We start from the raw sequence: 17,170 nt of genomic DNA, 5'->3' as shown, positions 1-17,170 counted from the left end.
GACCCCGCCGCCAGAGTCAGGCGAGCGCGGCGAGGGCCGCGAGCAGCCGGTCCACGTGCTCCGCCGTGCTGCCGACGCCGATGCTCGCGCGGAGCGCCGTCGGCGGCAGGTCCCGCCGGCCGGCGCGGGCGGCCGCCTCGGCGAGCAGCCGGCGTGCCAGGGGATGGGCGCAGAAGAGACCGTCCCGCACCCCGATCGCGTGGTCCCGGGCCAGCTCCACCGCCACCTCGGCGGAGTCCCGACCCGCCACGGCGAACGACACGATCCCCACGCGGGGGGCGTCGGGGCCGAAGGTCCGCAGCTCCACCACGTGTGGGAGGGCGGCGAGCCCGTCACGCAGCCGGGCGAGCAGGCGCTGCTCCTCCTCGTGCAGCGCGTCCCGGTCCGCCTCGGCGAGCGCGGCGCAGACCGCGGCCAGCGCGACGGCGCCGAGCAGGTTCGGCGTGCCGCCCTCGTGCCGGGCCGGCCCCACCGCCCAGTCGACGTCGTGGGTGCCCGCCCCCACCCGGCTCGTGGCCCCGCCGCCCGCCAGGTACGGCGGCGCGGCGTCCAGCCAGTCGGCGCGCCCGACGAGCGCGCCCGCGCCGAACGGGGCGTAGAGCTTGTGACCGGAGACGGCGAGGTAGTCGACGTCGAGGGCAAGTAGGTCGACGGGGGCGTGCGGGGCCAGCTGGGCGGCGTCCAGCGCGATCCGCGCCCGGTGCCGGCGGGCCACCCGGGCCAGGTCGGCCACCGGCCAGCGCTCGCCCGTCACGTTGCTCGCCCCGGTCACCGCGACCAGCACCGGCAGGCCCGGGTTGGCCGCCCGGCGCAGCTCGGCGAGGGCGGCGTCCAGGGACCGGACCGCGTCGGCCGGGTCGGCGGGCACCGGCAGCCGTACGGAGCCGCGGGGCCAGGGCAGCAGGTTCGCGTGGTGCTCACCGGCGAACGTCACCACGGTGGTGCCGGCGGGCAGCGCCCGCGCCAGCAGGTTCAGCGCGTCGGTCGTGTTGCGCGTGAAGATCACGTGGTCGTCGGCCCGGGCGCCGAAGAAGTCGCCGACGGTCTGCCGGGCCCGCTCGTAGGCGAGGGTGCAGCGGCGGGAGAGCGCTCCGGCGCCCCGGTGCACGCTCGCGTACCACGGAAGCAGCTCGGCCACGGCGTCGGCCGCTACCCGCGCGCACGGCGCGGTGGCCGCGTAGTCCAGGTTGATCTCGCCCGGCACGCCGAGCACGTCGAGCGGCCGCGCGGCGGCCGGGGAGGAAAGCAGGGCGGGCTGTGCGGGTGCGAGGGTGACGGACATGCCGGGACCTCCGGGGCCAGGGACCCCGGGTCGGCGTCGGGACGGGGTCCGCGCTTGCCCGGCGCACGAATCGGGCCGGGCCCGGTCATCACCCGGGGCACCCCACCGCGAACCTCGACGAGGGTTGCCGGCCAGCAAGCCGGGGCTTGACGCTGGCGCTCGTGACCTGACGGCAGCATAGCGGCAACCGATGCGGCCGGACCACCCGGCCGCGGCTGGCTACGCTGACCGCATGGCCGACACCCCGCCCGGCGAAACCCCGCCGTCGCCGCCCGTGCCTTCCGCACCGCCGGCGCCCGGCGCCGCGCCCCTCGTGGCCACCCGGATGCCGCGTCGGCGTCGGCGCTGGCGGCGGCCCCTCGCGTTCGCCGGGGTGGTGGCCTTCATCGCCGCGTGCGCGGTCTTCATCGTCTACACGATCGGCGAGAACATCGGCCTCCAGGCGCTGCTCATCGGCGTGGTGGCCGCCATCCTGCCGGTGCCCGTGCTGGTCGCCTGCTTCCTCTGGCTGGACCGGTACGAGCCGGAGCCGCTGCGGTACCTCATCTTCTGCTTCGGCTGGGGCGCGTTCGTCGCCACGACCGCCTCGCTCACGGTGAACGACTTCGCGGCCGGGCGGTTCGCCGACGCGGGCCTGCCGTCCGCGCTCACCGGCGTGCTCGTGGCGCCGTTCGTCGAGGAGACCACCAAGGCCCTCGGGCCGATCCTGCTGCTGGTCTTCCGACGCCGGGAGTGGTCCGGCATCACCGACGGGCTCGTCTACTGCGGGCTGTCCGCCGTCGGCTTCGCCATGGTGGAGAACATCCTCTACCTGGGCGGCTACGGCTTCGCCTCCGGCGCCGAGCGGTTCGGGCCGGCGACCGCGGCGCAGCAGGTCATCGCCACCTTCATCGTCCGTATCCTGCTGTTCGGGTTCGCCCACCCGCTCTTCACCTCGATGACCGGTGTCGGGCTGGGCATCGCGGCCCGCTCCGCCGACCGGCGCGTCCGGGTGCTCGCCCCGATCGCCGGCCTGCTGCTCGCCATGATGCTGCACGGCACGTGGAACCTGCTGCCGACGCTGAGTCAGGCGACCGGCCAGGCGCTGATCCTGCTGTACGGGTTCATCGGCGTGATGGTGCCCATCTTCTTCGGCATGGTCGGGCTGGCGATCTGGCTCCGGGCCTGGGAGGGACGGCTCACCGAGCGGCGGCTGCCCGACTACGTCCGGGCGGGTTGGCTGAGCCCGCCCGAGGTGGCGGCGCTGAGCAGCCTCGGCCGCCGGCACGCAGCCCGGACCTGGGCGCGCCGGGTGGCCGGCGACGCCGGCGTGCGGGCGATGCGCGGCTACCAGTTCGCGGCCACCCGGCTCGCGCTGCTGCGTGACGGGTCGCTGCGCGGCCTCGACCGCAAGGCCGAGGACCGGGAGCGCACCGCCCGCGAGGAGCGGGAACTGCTGGAGGCGATCAGCGCGTACCGGTCCTTCTTCGTCGGCCGCGATCCGCAGGCGCCCATCGGCGTGTGGGACGGCAACCGCTACCACCTGCGGTTCCCCGACGGCTCCCAGCGCACCGTGGACGCCCCGGACCTGCCGGTGGTGCCGATCCCGGTGGTGCTCGGCGGCCCGTCGCCCGTCCACGTGGTGGGGCCGCCGCCCGTGCCCGGGTGGCAGGGTCCATGGCCGGGCTGGCCCGGCGGCGCCTGACGAGCGGCGACCTGACCGGGCGATGCCTGACCGAGCGGTGCCTGACCGGGCGGCGCGCGGTCAGGTCATCAGGCTCGTGAGGAAGTCACCGAGCCCCTGGAACATCGCCACGAGGCCCGCACCGATCGCCTTGAAGATGTTCGCCGCGCCGTCCGGCCGGAACGCCATGAAGTAGATCAGGAACGCGATGAAGCCCCAGAACAGCAGCTTCCTGATCCATTCGGGCATCGTCCCTCCCCAGGGCCGGTGGTGCGGCTGGCTTCCCGGAGGAGGGCTGTGCAAACGACGTCGGCGGCGTCCGGTCCTACAGGTAGAGGCCCGTGCCGTCGGTCTCGACGCGCTCGGCGGCGACGGCGTGCACGTCCCGCTCGCGCAGCAGCACGTAGCCGCGGCCGTGCAGCTCGACCTCCGACCGGTCGTCGGGGTCGAACAGGACCCGGTCGCCGCTGACGATGGAGCGCACGTTCGGGCCCACCCCCACGGCGGTGGCCCAGGCCAGGCGCTTTCCCACCGCCGCGGTAGCCGGGATCACGATGCCGGCGCTGGAGCGGCGTTCGCCCTCGCTCCCCTCCAACTGCACCAGCACACGGTCGTGCAGGAGGCGGATCGGCAGGTTCTTGTCGGCGGTCACGCCGCAGACGCTACCGTGTCGCACCCGGCCGGCCGTTCCTGGTTGGCGGGGAGGTGACCGGGGCAATGTGTGGCGGAATTGCCCTATGGTGGCGGGGGCCGGCGTAAGCTGTCCGACCTGTCGCCGTGGGCGGACGGGTCGTCTTGCCAGGAGGTGCGCTTGAGCCGCTTCGAGCGGGTACGCGGGCAGCTCCGCCGCGCGTACGAGTCGGGACGGGCATCCGTACGCTCCGGTCGGGCGGCATCCGACGACGCGTCAGAGGAGGCCGGCGTGGCGTCACCGTCGACACCGGGACCGGTCGCTCCGCCCACGGCCACCGTGGTCGGCGGGGAGAATCCCAACGCCCCGCAGCCCGCGGTGTCGAGCACCAACAGCCGGGACGACGCGGAGGTGCCGCACGGGCTGCGGATCGCGGCGGCCTGGTCCTGGCGCCTCATCGTGATCGGGCTGGTGGCCTGGGCGCTCCTGCGCATCGTCAGCACCATCCGGATCGTGATCATCCCGCTGGCCATCGCGCTGCTGCTCTCGGCGCTGCTCGCGCCGGCGGTGGGGTGGCTGCTGCGTGCCCGCTTCCCGCGGTCACTCGCCACGGCCGTGGTGCTGGTCGGCGGCCTGGCCGCGGTGGTCGGCACGCTGACCCTCGTGGTGAACGAGTTCATCCGCGGGGTGCCGGAGCTGAGCGAGAAGTCCTCGCAGGGCGTCCGGCAGATCCAGAACTGGCTCAAGACCGGCCCACTGCACGTCTCGGACAAGCAGCTCGACCGCTACATCGACGAGGGCCAGCAGTGGGTCAGCGCCAACACCGAGCGGTTCACGAGCGCGGCGACCACCACGGCCGCCACGCTCGCCGAGGTGCTCACCGGGACGCTGCTCGTGCTGTTCGCCACCTTCTTCTTCCTGCGCGACGGCAACAAGATCTGGCGCTTCCTGGTCCGGCTGCTGCCGGTCGCCGCCCGCTGGCGGGTCGACGACGCGGGCCGCGCCTCCTGGGCGACCCTCGTGGCCTACGTACGGGCCACCGTGCTGGTCGCCTTCATCGACGCCGTGGGCATCGGCATCTTCCTGGTGATCTTCGACATCCCGTTCGCCTTCCCGCTGGCGGCGCTGGTCTTCCTGGGCGCGTTCATCCCGATCGTCGGTGCCGCCCTCTCCGGCGGGGTGGCCGTGCTCATCGCGCTCGTCGACAGCGGCCCGGTCACCGCGCTGATCATCCTCGGTGCCGTGATCGGTGTGCAGCAGCTCGAGGGGCACGTGCTGCAGCCGCTGATCATGGGCCGGGCGGTGGCCATCCACCCGCTCGCGGTGATCATCGGCATCGCGGCCGGCGTGGTGCTGGCCGGGATCACCGGGGCGCTGGTCGCGGTGCCGCTGATCGCCGTACTGAACACGGGGGTCCGGCGGCTCGCCGCCCGTACGGTGCCGGACACCCCACCGGACGCCGTCGTGGTCGCCTCCCAGGCCCCCTGACCCGCATCCCACCCGCGGGGCAGCTCGCGCCGAGGGCAGCCCGCGCTTGTCCCGCGCGTCGAGCCTCAAGATCCGCGCTGCGCCCCAAGATCGGCGCTGCGCCCCCAAGATCGGCGCTGCGCCCCCAAGATCCGCGCAGCGCCCCCAAGATCCGCGCAACATCCCGGAAATTGTTGCCTCCCGGCGCTCGGAGGCAACAACTTTCCCGAAGTTGTGCGGATCTTGGAGCGAAGGGAGCGTCGGCGGCGCAGCCTGCCGCCCTCGGCGGGCGCGGCCCGCGACCTGCGCAGCGGCGAGCGGGCGCAAACCCGCCCCCGGCCCAGCCCGCGGGCTGGGCCGGCCCGGGCGGGGCGCCGGGTCAGGAGGCGGCGAGGCGTTGCAGGGCGCCGTGGACGACGTCCCGGCGCGTCGTGTACCAGAACGGTGGCAGCGACCGGCGCAGGAACGGGCCGTAGCCCCGTGCCGTCTCCAGCCGCGAGTCGAGCACCGCGACCACGCCCCGGTCCCCGGTGGCGCGGATGAGCCGACCGACGCCCTGGGCCAGCCGGACGGCCGCGATGGGCACGCTCACCGCCGCGAAGCCGGAGCCGCCGCTCGCGTCGACGGCCGCCGCCCGGGCTGCCGCGAGCGGCTCGTCCGGCCGGGGGAAGGGCAGCCGGTCGATCACCACGAGTTGGCAGGAGTCGCCCGGCACGTCCACGCCCTGCCAGAGCGACATCACCCCGAACAGGCAGCTGGACCGCTCCTCCCGGAACCGGCGTACCAGCAGTGGCAGCGCCTCCTCGCCCTGAAGCAGCACCGGCAGGTCGGTGCGCGCGCGGAGCAGCTCCGCGGCCTGCTGTGCGGCCCGCCGTGAGGAGAAGAGGCCGAGCGTACGGCCACCGAGCGCCTCGACCAGCGACAGCAGCTCCGCGCCCGCGGCGTCGGGCAGGCCCGAGACACTGGGGCGGGGCAGGTGCGCGGCCACGTAGAGGATGCCCTGCCGGGCGTAGTCGAAGGGCGACCCGACGTCCAGTGACCGCCAGCCCGGCCCGCTGGTGGCCGGGACGGCCGCTGCCCGCCCGCCCGGTGTCGCGCCGCCGGAGGAGCCTGTCGCGCCGCCGGGCGAGCCTGTCGCGCCGCCGGAGGACCCTGTCGCGCCGCCGGAGCGCCCTGCCGCGCCGCTCTCATCCGAACCCGTGGGGGCCTCGCGGCCCGGGCGGCTGGTCGAGGCGGCCAGCGCGGCGGCCGCCGGGGACGGCGGCGACGGGGCCGGGGCGTCCAGCCCGAGCGCCCGGGCCACCGTGTCGAACCGGCCGCCCAGGGTCAGGGTGGCGGAGGTGGCCACGACGGTGCGTTCGTCGTACAGGTGGGTGGCGAGGGTGCCGGCGACCGAGAGCGGCGCCACCACGAGCGCCCGGCGGCCGCCGTTGTCGGGCTTCTCCACCCAGGCCACGTCGTGCTCGTTCTCCTCGAGCAGCCGCTGGGCCGTGGTGGACAGCTCGTCGAGGGCGGCCCGGGCCTGCTGCTTGCGTACCGGATCGGGGTCGTCGGCCTTGACGTCGCCGATGGCGTCGAGCGCGGCCCGGGTGGCGGCGTCGAGCAGGGTGCACGCCTCGCGCAGGGGCGCCGGGAGGCCGGCGGTGATCCGCCCGGCCGGCGCCTCGGCGAGCCCGACGGCCAGGGCGTCGCCGGCGGCCGTGAGCGCCTCGGCGGTCTCGGGCCGCAGCAGCGGCCGGGCCCGGCGGGTGGACCTGTCGATCAGCTCGGGCACCAGCTCCGCCTGGGCGGCCGAGGAGACCCGGTCGGCGAGTTCGTGTGCCTCGTCGACGACGAGCAGCTTGTGCGGCGGCACGATCTGCCGCCCGGCGAGCATGTCGACGGCGAGGAGGCTGTGGTTGGTGACCACGATGTCGGCTTCCCGGGCGCGGGCCCGCGACGCCTCCGCGAAGCACTCGGCGCCGAACGGGCAGCGGCTCGCACCCACGCACTCCCGCGCGGGCATGGACACCAGCCGCCACGCCTGGTCGTCGACGCCCGGATCCAGCTCGTCGCGGTCGCCGGTCTCGGTCTTCTCGGCCCACTCGCGCAGCCGCTCGACCTGCTTGCCGAGGCGGCCCGCCTCGCCGAGCCACTTCCCGCCGGCCGGGCGGGCGGCGGGGGCGTCGAAGAGCGCGTCCTCCGGCTCGTCCGCGGTCGAGTTGTCGAGCCGGGCCAGGCACAGGTAGTGGTGGCGTCCCTTGAGCACCGCGAACGTGGGCCGGCGGCCGAGCAGCGGCTCGACCGCGTCGGCGAGCCGGGGCAGGTCGTGGTCGACGAGCTGGGACTGCAGGGCCAGGGTGGCGGTGGAGACCACCACCGGCCCGTCGACGGTGAGGGCCGGGGCGAGGTACGCCAGCGACTTGCCGGTGCCCGTGCCCGCCTGGACCAGCAAATGGTCGCGGGAGGCCACGCACTCCTCGATGGCCGCCGCCATCTCCTGCTGGCCGGGGCGGGCGGCGCCGCCGGGAACGGCGCCCACGGCGGCGGCGAGCAGCTCCGCGCCGCTCGGCCGGGCGCCCCGGCGACGCCCCGTGCGGGCCGACGGGGTGGCGGAACCGGTGGCGGCACGGGGCGGAGTCACCGTGCGACGGTACCCGCCGCCGCCGACACCCACCGCGCCGATCCGCCGCGTGGCGGTCACGGAGTTCCGACCGGTTACTCCGGCGCTACGACGAGTGGGCGGTATCGGTTAGGGTGCGACTCATGCCGAGCGACGTGGTCCGCGTGATCTACCGCAAGTACGACGGCAGCGCCCACCGCGACTACCCGGCCCGCCGGCTCACGGAGGACGACCTCGGCGTCTGGCTCGGCGTGCCCGCCGGCACGAAGTCGGTCTACCACGGCCGGCCCTCGGTGGAGCAGATCCCCTTCGTCCTGCTGGTGCCGCACCACGCCTGGTGGACCGGCATGTTCAACCCGCCGCCGCGTACCAGCGAGGTCTACTGTGACATCGCGAGCCCGGCCCGGTGGGAGTCCGACGACACCGTCCACCTCTTCGACCTCGACCTGGACGTGGTGCGCCGGCGGGCCACCGGGGCCGTGGAGCTGCGCGACGAGGACGAGTTCGCCGAGCACCGGGTGCGCTTCGGCTACCCGGACGAGCTGGTGGTCGAGGCCGAGGCGGCGGCCCGCTGGCTCCTGGGCGCGCTCGGCGACGGCACGGAGCCGTTCGCCACGTCGTACCGCAAGTGGCTGGCCCTGGTGGTCTGACCCGGCGGCGCCGGCTCACCAGCGCGGCGGCCACTCCTCGGTGGGGTCGAGCGGGGGCAGCCCTGCGAGCTTGTCGGGGTTGAGCTGGTTGAAGACGCCGGTGATCCGGCCGTCGTGCACCGTGAACGCGGTGATCATCCGGAGCGGGCGGCCGTCGGTGTGCACCGTCTCGATCTGGAGGCCGAGCGCGCCGTCGACCAGCACGGGCCGGCCCAGCACCCGGTGCCGGTAGCGGCCGGCCCGGCCGAACAGGCCCAGCGCGAAGCGGCCGACCGCCTCCGCGCCGACCACCGGCCGGCGGGCGGCGGGGAACTGCCCGCCGCTGTCGCCGACGAAGACCACGTCGGGGGCGAGCACCTCGAGGAGCCGGTCCAGCTCGCCGGACTCGGTGGCGGCGACGAACGCCTCGACGACGCGCCGCTGCTCGGCCGGGTCGGCGTTGTGGCGGGGCGCATCGGGAGCGGCGACCGCCCGGCGGGCCCGGGAGGCGAGCTGCCGGGCGGTGACCTCGGTGGTGCCGAGCACCTCGGCGACACCTGCGAACGGCACCGCGAACACGTCGTGCAGGACGAACGCGACCCGCTGCTCCGGGGCGAGCCGTTCCAGGACCACGAGCAGCGCCGTGCCGAGCTGGTCGGTGCGGACCGCCCGCTCGGCCGGGTCGGGGGCGAAGCCGTCGCCCCGGGGGGCCTCGACGGGGGTCACCACCGGCTCCGGCAGCCACTGACCGACGTACGCCTCGCGGCGGACCCGGGCGGAGCGGAGCACGTCGAGGCAGATCCGCGCGCAGGTGGTCGTGAGCCAGCCGCGCAGGTCGCGGATCTCCTCCCGTGCGGCGGGGTCGGCGAGCGCGTTCGCGTACCGCAGCCAGGTCTCCTGGACGGCGTCCTCGGCCTCGCTCCGGCTGCCCAGCATCCGGTGGGCCACGGCCCGCAGCCGTCCCCGTTCGGCCTCGAACTCCGTCGCCAGATCCCGCACCGCACGCTCCTCCCCGACGGACGACGCCGTCCCGGCGCACATCCTCCCGCCCACTGGACGTTTCCGCCGCCCCGAACGTGACAGTGGCGTCGTGCCGCCCGCTCGACGGGCGGATCCGGGGCGGTTGGGTGATGATCCGGTGATGAGCGCACCTCGGGAGACGGAGATCACGCCGCCGGTCGGTGGGTCGATGCGGAAGCTGCTGCGGGTGTCGGCGCCGGTCGACCTAGGCGCCGTCGACCCGAGGTCGACGCCGGGCCTGCCCGGCCCGGCTGTCACGGGGGAGCGCCGCAAGGCGTGGGCCCGGGCGCAGGTCCGTCTGGTGGGCGCGGAACTCGCCCGCCAGCAGGAGATGTTGTACGCCTCCGCGAAGGCCGCCGAGGCCGGGCCGGCGCGGCGGGTGCTGCTCGTGCTCCAGGCCATGGACTCCGGGGGCAAGGACGGTGCCATCAAGCGGGTGGCGGGCGCCCTGAACCCGCTCGGCCTGGACATCCGTTCGTTCGGGCCGCCGACGCCCGAGGAGCTGCGCCACGACTTCCTGTGGCGGATCCGCCGGGCCCTGCCGCAGCCCGGCCACGTCGGCATCTTCAACCGCTCGCACTACGAGGACGTGCTCGTGGCGCGGGTCGAGTCGCTGGTGCCGGAGGCCACCTGGCGGGCCCGGTACGACGAGATCAACGCCTTCGAGCGGGAGCTGACCGACGGCGGGGTGACCGTCGTGAAGGTGATGCTGCACATCTCGTACGCCGAGCAGGGCGAGCGGCTGCTCCAACGGCTCGACGACCCGCGCAAGCACTGGAAGTACAACCCCTCCGACGTCGACGCCCGGGCCCGGTGGAACGACTACCAGGCCGCGTACGCCGAGGCGCTGAGCCGGTGCGGCACGGACGCCGCGCCGTGGTTCGTGGTGCCCGCCGACCGGAAGTGGTACCGGGACTGGGCGGTCGCCCATCTGCTCCGGGAGACGTTCGACACTCTTCGACTGGGGTATCCGCCAGCCGGTTTCGACGTGGCGTGGGAGCGCGAGCGGCTGCTGGCCGGGGGAGCGGTGGCGCGTGGGACGGCCGAGGTGAACGAGAGGTGAACGACCAGTGAATGCGGGCTGGCCAGGGGTGGGCCGGGGATTTCCCGCTGTTGGCGTTTCCTAGCATTCCCAGGGCAGGCGCCCGGACGGCGTCGCCACCCTTCCTCCGACACGACGAGGTCCGTGCTGTGAAGTTTTCCTTCCGCCCCACCGAGGGCGCCTTCTACGAGCTCTTCACCAGGGCCGCGCAGAACCTGGTCCGGGGCACCGAGCTGCTCAACGAACTCGCCCTGCCGGGCGTCGAGGTGCAGTCCGTCAGCGAGCGGCTCACCGAGGTGGAGCACGACAGCGACCAGATCACCCACGAGCTGTACAAGAAGATCAACTCCACGTTCATCACGCCGTTCGACCGGGAGGACATCTACCGGCTGGGCTCGCTGCTCGACGACGTGATGGACCACCTGGAGGCGGTGGGGAACCTCCTCTACCTGTACGGCCTCACGAAGCTGCCGTCGCTGCCCCGGGAGATGCACGAGCTCGTGAACGTGCTCGACCAGCAGGCGAAGCTGACGGCCGAGGCGATGCCCCGGCTGAAGTCGATGAAGGACCTCGAGGACTACTGGATCGAGTGCAACCGGCTCGAGAACGACGGCGACCAGGCGTACCGGATGCTGCTGGTCCGGCTCTTCTCCGGCGAGTACGACGCGTTGACCGTGCTGAAGATGAAGGAGGTCGCCGACGAGCTGGAGGCGGCCTGCGACGCGTTCGAGCACGTGGCCAACACCGTCGAGACCATCGCGGTCAAGGAGTCCTGATCCTGTGACACCCGAACTCATCGCCGTGCTGGCGGTGATCGCGGTGGCCCTGGCGTTCGACTACACCAACGGCTTCCACGACGCCGCCAACGCGATCGCGACAAGCGTCTCCACACGGGCGCTGACCCCCCGGATCGCCCTCCTGCTGGCCGCCGTCGGCAACTTCGTCGGCGCGCACTTCGGCGCGGGTGTGGCGAAGACCGTCGGCGACGGCCTGGTCACGCTCCCCACCGGGGTGGCCAGCCTGGGGGTGGTCTTCGCCGGGGTGCTCGGCGCGATCGCCTGGAACCTGATCACCTGGTACTTCGGCCTGCCGTCGTCCTCCTCCCACGCGCTCTTCGGCGGCCTGGTCGGCGCCACCCTGCTCGCGGCCGGCGGCGTCGTCCAGTGGATGAACATCGTCGAGAAGGTCATCCTGCCCATGGTGATCTCGCCGATCGTCGGCCTCACCCTGGGCTACCTCGTGATGCTCGCGATCCTGTGGATGTTCCGGAAGGGCCAGCCGGGCAAGCTGAACCGGGGCTTCCGCTGGGCGCAGACCGCCTCGGCGGCCGCCATGTCGGTCGGCCACGGCATGCAGGACGCCGCCAAGACCATGGGCATCGTGGTCCTCGCGCTCTACACCGGCGGCTTCCAGGAGAGCAAGACCCACATCCCGGGCTGGGTCTTCTGGACCTCGGCCACCATGCTGGCCCTCGGCACGTACGCCGGCGGCTGGCGGATCATCCGCACCCTCGGTCGCAAGATCATCGACCTGGGGCCGCCGGAGGGCTTCGCGGCCGAGACAGTGGCCAGCGCGGTGCTCTACTTCAACGCCCTCGTGCTCAAGGCGCCGATCTCCACCACGCACACCATCACCTCGGCGATCATGGGCGTCGGCGCCACGAAACGGCTCTCCGCCGTGCGCTGGAACGTGGCCGGCAACATCGTCATCGCCTGGATCATCACGTTCCCGGCCGCGGCGCTCATCGCCTGCCTCGCGTACCTGCTGGTGCGCCCGCTCTTCGGCTGAGCCCGACACGGAACGGACAGGGGCCCCCGGGTGACACCCGGGGGCCCCTTCGCGTGGCGAGGAGGTCAGGCGTAGTCGACGCCGATCTGGCCGCGGATCGTGTCCAGCAGCGCCATCACCTCGAGCGTGGTGGCGTGCGGCACCAGCGGACTCTCGGTGAGCCCGGCGGCCAGGCACCGCTGCACCTCGATCGCCTCGTACTGGTAGCCGCCGCCGGTCAGGTCGGCGGCGATCGTCTCCGGCTCGGCGCCCGACCGGTGCAGGGTGAGCGACTCCGGCCGGAAGAACGGCGCCGGCAGGTCGATGCGGCCGGTCGTGCCGGTCACGGAGGCGACCAGCGGGGTGGCTCCCACGATGCCGCAGCTCAGCGTCGCGACCGCGCCGGAGTCGTAGCCGAGGACCATCCCGGTGTTCTCGTCCACGCCTTCCGGGCCGATCGTGGCCCAGGACCGGATGTGCCGCGGCACGCCGAGCAGCAGGTGCGCCAGGCTCAGCGGGTAGACGCCCAGGTCGAGCAGGGCGCCGCCACCGAGCACCCGGGCGCGCATCCGGTGCTCCGGCGGGAACGGCCCGGCCACGCCGAAATCGGCCTGCACGCTGGTCACCGTGCCGATGGCGCCCTCGGCGACCAGCTCCACCATGCGCAGGATCAGCGGGTTGGTCCGCATCCACATGGCCTCCATGAGGAAGACCCCGGCGGCGCGGGCGGTCTCGATCAGCTCGGCGCTGGTCGCCAGGTCGAGCGTGAACGGCTTCTCGAGCAGCACGGCCCGCCCGGCGGCGAGGCAGGTCATGGCCGCCTCGTGGTGTGCGGCGTGCGGCGTCGCCACGTACACCACGTCCACCTCCGGGTCCGCGGCCAGCTCCGCCCAGGATCCGTACGCCCGCGGCACGTCGTGCCGCTCGGCGAAGAGCTTCGCGCTCTCGGCGGTACGCGAGCCGACCGCGACCAGTTCCGCACCCGGCACGAGCCGGAGGTCTTCGGCGAACCGCCCGGCGATCTGGCCGGTGGCGAGGATGCCCCAACGAGTCATGCCGGCCACGCTAGCCCAGCCCGGTGAACAGGCGATCGGGTGATCCACGACCCAGGTTCTAGGCTCGCAGCATGACAATCGACCACGACGGTTTCCCCGCGCCGCCGGCCCTGGTGGAGCACGCCCGGCGGTTCCGCGCCGAGGGCGGGGTGCCGGCGGTGCCCCGGGTGGCGGCCACCGTGCTGCTGCTCCGGCCGGCCGGCACGGACTTCGAGGTGTACCTGATCCGTCGGGTCGCCGCCATGGCGTTCGGCGGCATGTACGCGTTCCCCGGCGGTGGCGTGGACCGGTCGGACTCCCAGGCGCACCTCGACTGGGCCGGCCCGACGCCGGCCGAGTGGGGGCGGCGGCTCGGCCTCGCGCCGGACGCCGCGCAGACGGTGGTGTGCGCCGCGGCCCGGGAGGTGTTCGAGGAGGCCGGCGTGCTGCTCGCCGGCACGGACGCGGGGAGCGTCGTCGGCGACGTGAGCGGCGACGACTGGGAGTCCGCCCGGGTCGCCCTGGAGCAGCACCGTGGCGGCTTCGCCGAGCTGCTCGCCGAGCGCGGGCTCACGCTCCGCTCCGACCTGCTGCTGCCGTGGAGCCGGTGGATCACCCCGGAGTTCGAGCCGCGCCGCTTCGACACGTACTTCTTCGTGGCCCTGCTGCCGGAGGGGCAGCGGACCCGGAACGTCTCCGGCGAGGCCGACCACACGCTCTGGGTCCGGCCCGCGGAGGCTCGGGCGCGGGCGGCGGCGGGCGAGCTGACCATGCTGCCGCCCACCCTCGTCACCCTCGGTCAGGTGGCGGCCGCCGGCGACCTGGCCGGTGTGGCCCGTGCCGCCGCGACGCGGGACGCCGCCACCCCGGTGACCCCGCGCCTGGACCTCCCCGCCGACGGCGAACCCCGCTTCGTCCTCGCCTGACCCGAGTCCCCCGCGATCTTGCACTTGTGGCCCGGACGAAAGGGGTGAACCGGGTCAGGCCGAGGGCCGAAAGTGCAAGATCGCGGGGGCGGGGGCGGCGGGGACCGGGGCAGGGCGCGGGGTCAGCCGAAGCGGCCGGTGATGTAGTCCTCGGTCTTCTTCTGGCTCGGGTTGCTGAAGATCTTCTGCGTGTTGTCGTACTCGATGAGGCGGCCCGGGTCACCGGTCTTGTCGATCGAGAAGAACGCCGTCCGGTCCGAGACGCGGGCGGCCTGCTGCATGTTGTGCGTCACGATGATGATCGTGAACTTGTCCTTGAGCTGGAACATCAGGTCCTCGATGGCCAGCGTGGAGATCGGGTCGAGCGCCGAGCAGGGCTCGTCCATGAGCACGACCTGCGGCTCGACGGCGATCGTCCGGGCGATGCAGAGCCGTTGCTGCTGGCCGCCGGAGAGGCCGGCGCCGGGCTTGCCGAGCCGGTCCTTGACCTCGTCCCACAGGTTCGCCGACCGCAGCGCCTTCTCGGCCGTCTCGTCGAGGATCGACTTCTTTCGGACGCCGTTGAGCCGCAGCCCGGCCACCACGTTCTCGTAGATGCTCATCGTGGGGAACGGGTTCGGGCGCTGGAAGACCATCCCGATCATGCGCCGGACCGCCGTGACGTCCACGTCCCGGTCGTAGATGTCCTGGTCGTCGATCGTGAGGCTGCCCTCGACCCGGGCGCCCGGGAGCACCTCGTGCATGCGGTTGATCGACCGCAGGAAGGTCGACTTCCCGCAGCCGGACGGGCCGATGAGGGCGGTGACCGTCTTCGGCTCCACGGTGAGGTTGATGTTCTCGATCGCCTTGAAGGCGCCGTAGTAGGCGGTGACGTTCGAGGCTTCGATGCGCTTGGCCATGGTGGTGGTACCTCCGGGGTTCATCGGCCGAGCCGGTTGCGACGGGCCAGCAGCTTCGCCGCGATCGTCAGGATCAGGACGAGGGCCACCAGGGTGAGGGCCGCGGTCCACGCCCGGGCGGGCGCGAAGCGCGACGCGTCGCCGGCCTGCTGGTAGACGAAGAGCGCGAGCGAGGACTGGTTGTTCTCGAACACGTTGAAGTTGATGGCCGCGCCGCCGCCGGCGACGAGCAGCACCGGCGCCGTCTCGCCGGCCGCCCGCGCGATGGCGAGCATGACGCCGGTGACGATGCCGGGCAGCGCGGTCGGCAGCACGACCCGCAGGATGGTCTTCCACTTGGGTACGCCCAGGGCGTACGCGCCCTCCCGCAGCGGCGCCGGAACGAGCCGGAGCATCTCCTCGGTGGACCGGACCACCGTGGGCAGCATGAGCACGCTCAGGGCGAGGGCCGCCGCGAAGCCGGAGAAGCTCGGCCGGCCGTCGTTGAACCACGGCGAGACGACGAGCACCCAGAAGGCCAGCACGAAGAGGCCGGAGACGATCGACGGGATGCCCGTCATCACGTCGACGAAGAACCGGATCGTGAAGGCGAACCGGCCGCGGCCGTACTCGACCACGTAGATCGCGCAGAGGATGCCGAGCGGGACGGTGATGAGGGTGGCGATGCCGACCTGCTCCAGGGTGCCCACGATGGCGTGGTACGCGCCGCCGTTCGGGTCCCGGGCCCCGATGTTGTTCATCGAGGTGAGGAAGAAGTCGCCGTCGAGCCGCTCGACGCCGTTGCTCACGAGCGTCCACACCACCGACGCGAGCGGCAGCACGGCGAGGACGAACGCCGAGTGGATGAGGGCGCTCCAGGTGCGGTTGCGGGCCGCGCGGCGCCCCTCCACCGTGTTGGCGGCGGCGAAGAGCCCGGCCAGGTAGAGCAGCGCGCCGATCACGACGACGAGCACCGGGCCGCCGATGCCGGCGCCGTACACGATCCCGGCGGCGACCAGCAGGGCGGCCACCGCGATGGCCGGTGGGGCGTACCGGGGCAGTCGCTTCGTCCGCAGGCTGGTGGGTTGGGCCGCCGGGCGGGAGCGGTGGGTGGTGACTGCGGTGCTCATGCGGCCGACTCCGTGAACTCCCGGCGGCGGTAGATGATCGCCCGCGCCGTGATGTTGACGATCAGCGTGATCGCGAAGAGCACCAGGCCGGAGGCGATGAGCGCGCCCCGGCCGGTCTCGTTCGCCTCGCCGAACGTGTTGGCGATGTTCGCGGCGATGCTGTTGCCGCCGTTCTCGATCAGGTTGAACGAGATGTTGAAGGTGATGCCGAGGGTCATCGCGAGCGCGATGGTCTCGCCGAGCGCGCGGCCCAGACCGAGCATCACCGCGGCGATGATGCCGGGGCGTCCGTACGGCAGGACGGCCGTGCGGAGCATCTCCCAGCGGGTGGCGCCGAGGGCGAGGGCCGCCTCCTCGTTGGCGGTCGGCGTCTGGAGGAACACCTCGCGGGAGAGCGAGGTGATGATCGGCAGCACCATGATGGCGAGGACCAGCGAGCCGAGCAGGATCGACTTGCCGAACGGGCCGTCGCCGCCGAAGAGCGGGATCCAGCTGAAGTACTTGTTCAGCCAGACCGAGAAGTCCTGCACCGGCTTCAGGAAGATCTCCCGGCCCCAGAGGCCGAAGACCACGCTGGGTACGGCCGCGAGCAGGTCGATCAGGAAGCCGAGCGTGGTGCCGACCCGGCGCGGCGCGTAGTGGGAGAGGTAGAGCGCGATGCCCAGCGCGACCGGCACCGCCACCAGCAGCGCGAGAGCGGCGCTGAGGACGGTGCCGAACGCGAGCGCGCCGATGCCGAACTTCGGCTGCGCGTCGTTCGGGAACCAGCCCTCGAACGTCCAGAAGCTCTCGGTGTTGGCGCGCAGCGCCGGCACCGCCTTGGTGACCAGGAAGACCGCGATCGCCGCGATGATGATCAGAACGGCGGAGCCGGCGGCCAGGGTGAGGCCGCGGAAGGCCCGCTCGGCGCCGAACGCTCGGGCCCGCGGCAGCGCGCCGCCGCCGCCCAGCCCGGTGCCGCCCGGGGTACGGGTGCTGACTGGTGCCTCGGCCACATGCGCCGAGGCACCGGCGGGCCACTCGTGACTTTGGGTCACGCGGGTCCCGCCGGTGCCGGCGTCGGCCGAGCGGTGGGGGGATTCACCCATCTGCTCGCTCG

Annotated in this window: 16 protein-coding genes and 1 riboswitch; of the genes, 7 read left to right on the top strand and 9 right to left on the bottom strand. The window is 73.5% G+C overall.

Translation table 11 applies throughout. The features are described from left to right. Positions 1–16 precede the first annotated feature (16 nt). Complete coding sequence (locus ACSNOA_RS30265) at positions 17–1,282, bottom strand: aminotransferase class V-fold PLP-dependent enzyme (RefSeq protein WP_436663163.1); 1,266 nt, start codon at positions 1,280–1,282, stop codon at positions 17–19. 45 nt (positions 1,283–1,327) lie between these two features. Beyond that, a riboswitch (SAM riboswitch) is annotated at positions 1,328–1,449 on the bottom strand. Between the two features lie 23 nt (positions 1,450–1,472). Here ACSNOA_RS30265 and ACSNOA_RS30260 point away from each other — a divergent pair. Further along, the gene (locus ACSNOA_RS30260) at positions 1,473–2,966 is read left to right on the top strand and encodes a PrsW family intramembrane metalloprotease (protein WP_436663162.1); all 1,494 of its coding nucleotides are present in this window, start codon (positions 1,473–1,475) and stop codon (positions 2,964–2,966) included. Between the two features lie 60 nt (positions 2,967–3,026). Here the strand turns inward: ACSNOA_RS30260 and ACSNOA_RS30255 are convergent, their stop codons facing one another. Together ACSNOA_RS30255 and ACSNOA_RS30250 are read right to left on the bottom strand one after the other, a co-directional pair. Then, positions 3,027–3,194 carry a hypothetical protein gene (locus ACSNOA_RS30255; protein WP_165947321.1) on the bottom strand — a complete coding sequence of 56 codons (168 nt, stop codon included), beginning with the start codon at positions 3,192–3,194 and terminating at the stop codon, positions 3,027–3,029. Positions 3,195–3,270: 76 nt separating this feature from the next. After that, the gene (locus ACSNOA_RS30250) at positions 3,271–3,597 is read right to left on the bottom strand and encodes a GroES family chaperonin (protein ID WP_436663161.1); all 327 of its coding nucleotides are present in this window, start codon (positions 3,595–3,597) and stop codon (positions 3,271–3,273) included. Between the two features lie 159 nt (positions 3,598–3,756). On the opposite strand from ACSNOA_RS30250, the gene ACSNOA_RS30245 reads away from it, so the two are divergent. Continuing rightward, the gene (locus ACSNOA_RS30245; RefSeq protein WP_436663160.1) at positions 3,757–5,064 is read left to right on the top strand and encodes an AI-2E family transporter; all 1,308 of its coding nucleotides are present in this window, start codon (positions 3,757–3,759) and stop codon (positions 5,062–5,064) included. A 358-nt stretch (positions 5,065–5,422) separates the two neighbouring features. Here the strand turns inward: ACSNOA_RS30245 and ACSNOA_RS30240 are convergent, their stop codons facing one another. Next, entirely contained in the window at positions 5,423–7,708 is a 2,286-nt protein-coding gene (locus tag ACSNOA_RS30240; RefSeq protein ID WP_436663423.1) for an ATP-dependent DNA helicase, read from the bottom strand. Positions 7,709–7,788: 80 nt separating this feature from the next. Here ACSNOA_RS30240 and ACSNOA_RS30235 point away from each other — a divergent pair, with 80 nt between their 5' ends. Then, positions 7,789–8,295, top strand: a complete 507-nt coding sequence (locus tag ACSNOA_RS30235; protein WP_436663159.1) for a DUF402 domain-containing protein — start codon at positions 7,789–7,791, stop codon at positions 8,293–8,295. A gap of 15 nt (positions 8,296–8,310) precedes the next feature. Here ACSNOA_RS30235 and sigJ read toward each other — a convergent pair whose 3' ends face one another. After that, on the bottom strand, positions 8,311–9,273 hold the full coding sequence (gene sigJ, locus ACSNOA_RS30230; RefSeq protein WP_436663158.1) for an RNA polymerase sigma factor SigJ: 963 nt from the start codon (positions 9,271–9,273) through the stop codon (positions 8,311–8,313). A 142-nt stretch (positions 9,274–9,415) separates the two neighbouring features. On the opposite strand from sigJ, the gene ACSNOA_RS30225 reads away from it, so the two are divergent. The 3 genes from ACSNOA_RS30225 (at position 9,416) to ACSNOA_RS30215 (ending at position 12,124) form a co-directional block, all read left to right on the top strand. Then, positions 9,416–10,357: a PPK2 family polyphosphate kinase gene (locus ACSNOA_RS30225; RefSeq protein ID WP_436663157.1), complete on the top strand. Its 942-nt coding sequence runs from the start codon at positions 9,416–9,418 to the stop codon at positions 10,355–10,357. Between the two features lie 128 nt (positions 10,358–10,485). Then, a complete protein-coding gene (locus tag ACSNOA_RS30220; protein ID WP_076466922.1) occupies positions 10,486–11,112 on the top strand; it encodes a DUF47 domain-containing protein in 627 nt (208 codons plus the stop codon). A 4-nt stretch (positions 11,113–11,116) separates the two neighbouring features. Further along, complete coding sequence (locus tag ACSNOA_RS30215) at positions 11,117–12,124, top strand: anion permease (protein ID WP_436663156.1); 1,008 nt, start codon at positions 11,117–11,119, stop codon at positions 12,122–12,124. A 65-nt stretch (positions 12,125–12,189) separates the two neighbouring features. Here the strand turns inward: ACSNOA_RS30215 and ACSNOA_RS30210 are convergent, their stop codons facing one another. Further along, entirely contained in the window at positions 12,190–13,158 is a 969-nt protein-coding gene (locus ACSNOA_RS30210; protein ID WP_436663155.1) for a Gfo/Idh/MocA family protein, read from the bottom strand. Positions 13,159–13,229: 71 nt separating this feature from the next. Here ACSNOA_RS30210 and ACSNOA_RS30205 point away from each other — a divergent pair, with 71 nt between their 5' ends. Beyond that, positions 13,230–14,063 carry an NUDIX hydrolase gene (locus ACSNOA_RS30205; protein WP_436663154.1) on the top strand — a complete coding sequence of 278 codons (834 nt, stop codon included), beginning with the start codon at positions 13,230–13,232 and terminating at the stop codon, positions 14,061–14,063. A 122-nt stretch (positions 14,064–14,185) separates the two neighbouring features. On the opposite strand, the gene pstB is transcribed toward ACSNOA_RS30205, so the two are convergent. From pstB to pstC, 3 genes are read right to left on the bottom strand one after another with little or no spacing between them, the layout of a single operon-like run. After that, entirely contained in the window at positions 14,186–14,962 is a 777-nt protein-coding gene (gene pstB, locus ACSNOA_RS30200; RefSeq protein ID WP_436663153.1) for a phosphate ABC transporter ATP-binding protein PstB, read from the bottom strand. A gap of 20 nt (positions 14,963–14,982) precedes the next feature. After that, the gene (pstA, locus tag ACSNOA_RS30195) at positions 14,983–16,071 is read right to left on the bottom strand and encodes a phosphate ABC transporter permease PstA (RefSeq protein ID WP_436663152.1); all 1,089 of its coding nucleotides are present in this window, start codon (positions 16,069–16,071) and stop codon (positions 14,983–14,985) included. After that, a complete protein-coding gene (gene pstC, locus ACSNOA_RS30190; protein WP_436663151.1) occupies positions 16,068–17,159 on the bottom strand; it encodes a phosphate ABC transporter permease subunit PstC in 1,092 nt (363 codons plus the stop codon). The genes pstA and pstC overlap by 4 nt, the downstream gene beginning before the upstream one ends. Positions 17,160–17,170: the final 11 nt, after the last annotated feature.

This window comes from Micromonospora sp. URMC 103 (genome assembly GCF_051386435.1).
GTDB lineage: Bacteria > Actinomycetota > Actinomycetes > Mycobacteriales > Micromonosporaceae > Micromonospora.
The sequence above is the reverse complement of the archived record's forward strand: the minus strand, read 5'-3'. Positions and strand labels throughout refer to the sequence as shown.

Coding starts and splice junctions, on each gene's coding strand:
- ACSNOA_RS30265 (WP_436663163.1), bottom strand. CDS start 1,282: ATGTCCGTCACCCTCGCACCCGCACAGCCCGCCCTGCTTTCCTCCCCG.
- ACSNOA_RS30260 (WP_436663162.1), top strand. CDS start 1,473: ATGCGGCCGGACCACCCGGCCGCGGCTGGCTACGCTGACCGCATGGCC.
- ACSNOA_RS30255 (WP_165947321.1), bottom strand. CDS start 3,194: ATGCCCGAATGGATCAGGAAGCTGCTGTTCTGGGGCTTCATCGCGTTC.
- ACSNOA_RS30235 (WP_436663159.1), top strand. CDS start 7,789: ATGCCGAGCGACGTGGTCCGCGTGATCTACCGCAAGTACGACGGCAGC.
- ACSNOA_RS30225 (WP_436663157.1), top strand. CDS start 9,416: ATGAGCGCACCTCGGGAGACGGAGATCACGCCGCCGGTCGGTGGGTCG.
- ACSNOA_RS30210 (WP_436663155.1), bottom strand. CDS start 13,158: ATGACTCGTTGGGGCATCCTCGCCACCGGCCAGATCGCCGGGCGGTTC.
- ACSNOA_RS30205 (WP_436663154.1), top strand. CDS start 13,230: ATGACAATCGACCACGACGGTTTCCCCGCGCCGCCGGCCCTGGTGGAG.
- pstB (WP_436663153.1), bottom strand. CDS start 14,962: ATGGCCAAGCGCATCGAAGCCTCGAACGTCACCGCCTACTACGGCGCC.
- pstA (WP_436663152.1), bottom strand. CDS start 16,071: ATGAGCACCGCAGTCACCACCCACCGCTCCCGCCCGGCGGCCCAACCC.
- pstC (WP_436663151.1), bottom strand. CDS start 17,159: ATGGGTGAATCCCCCCACCGCTCGGCCGACGCCGGCACCGGCGGGACC.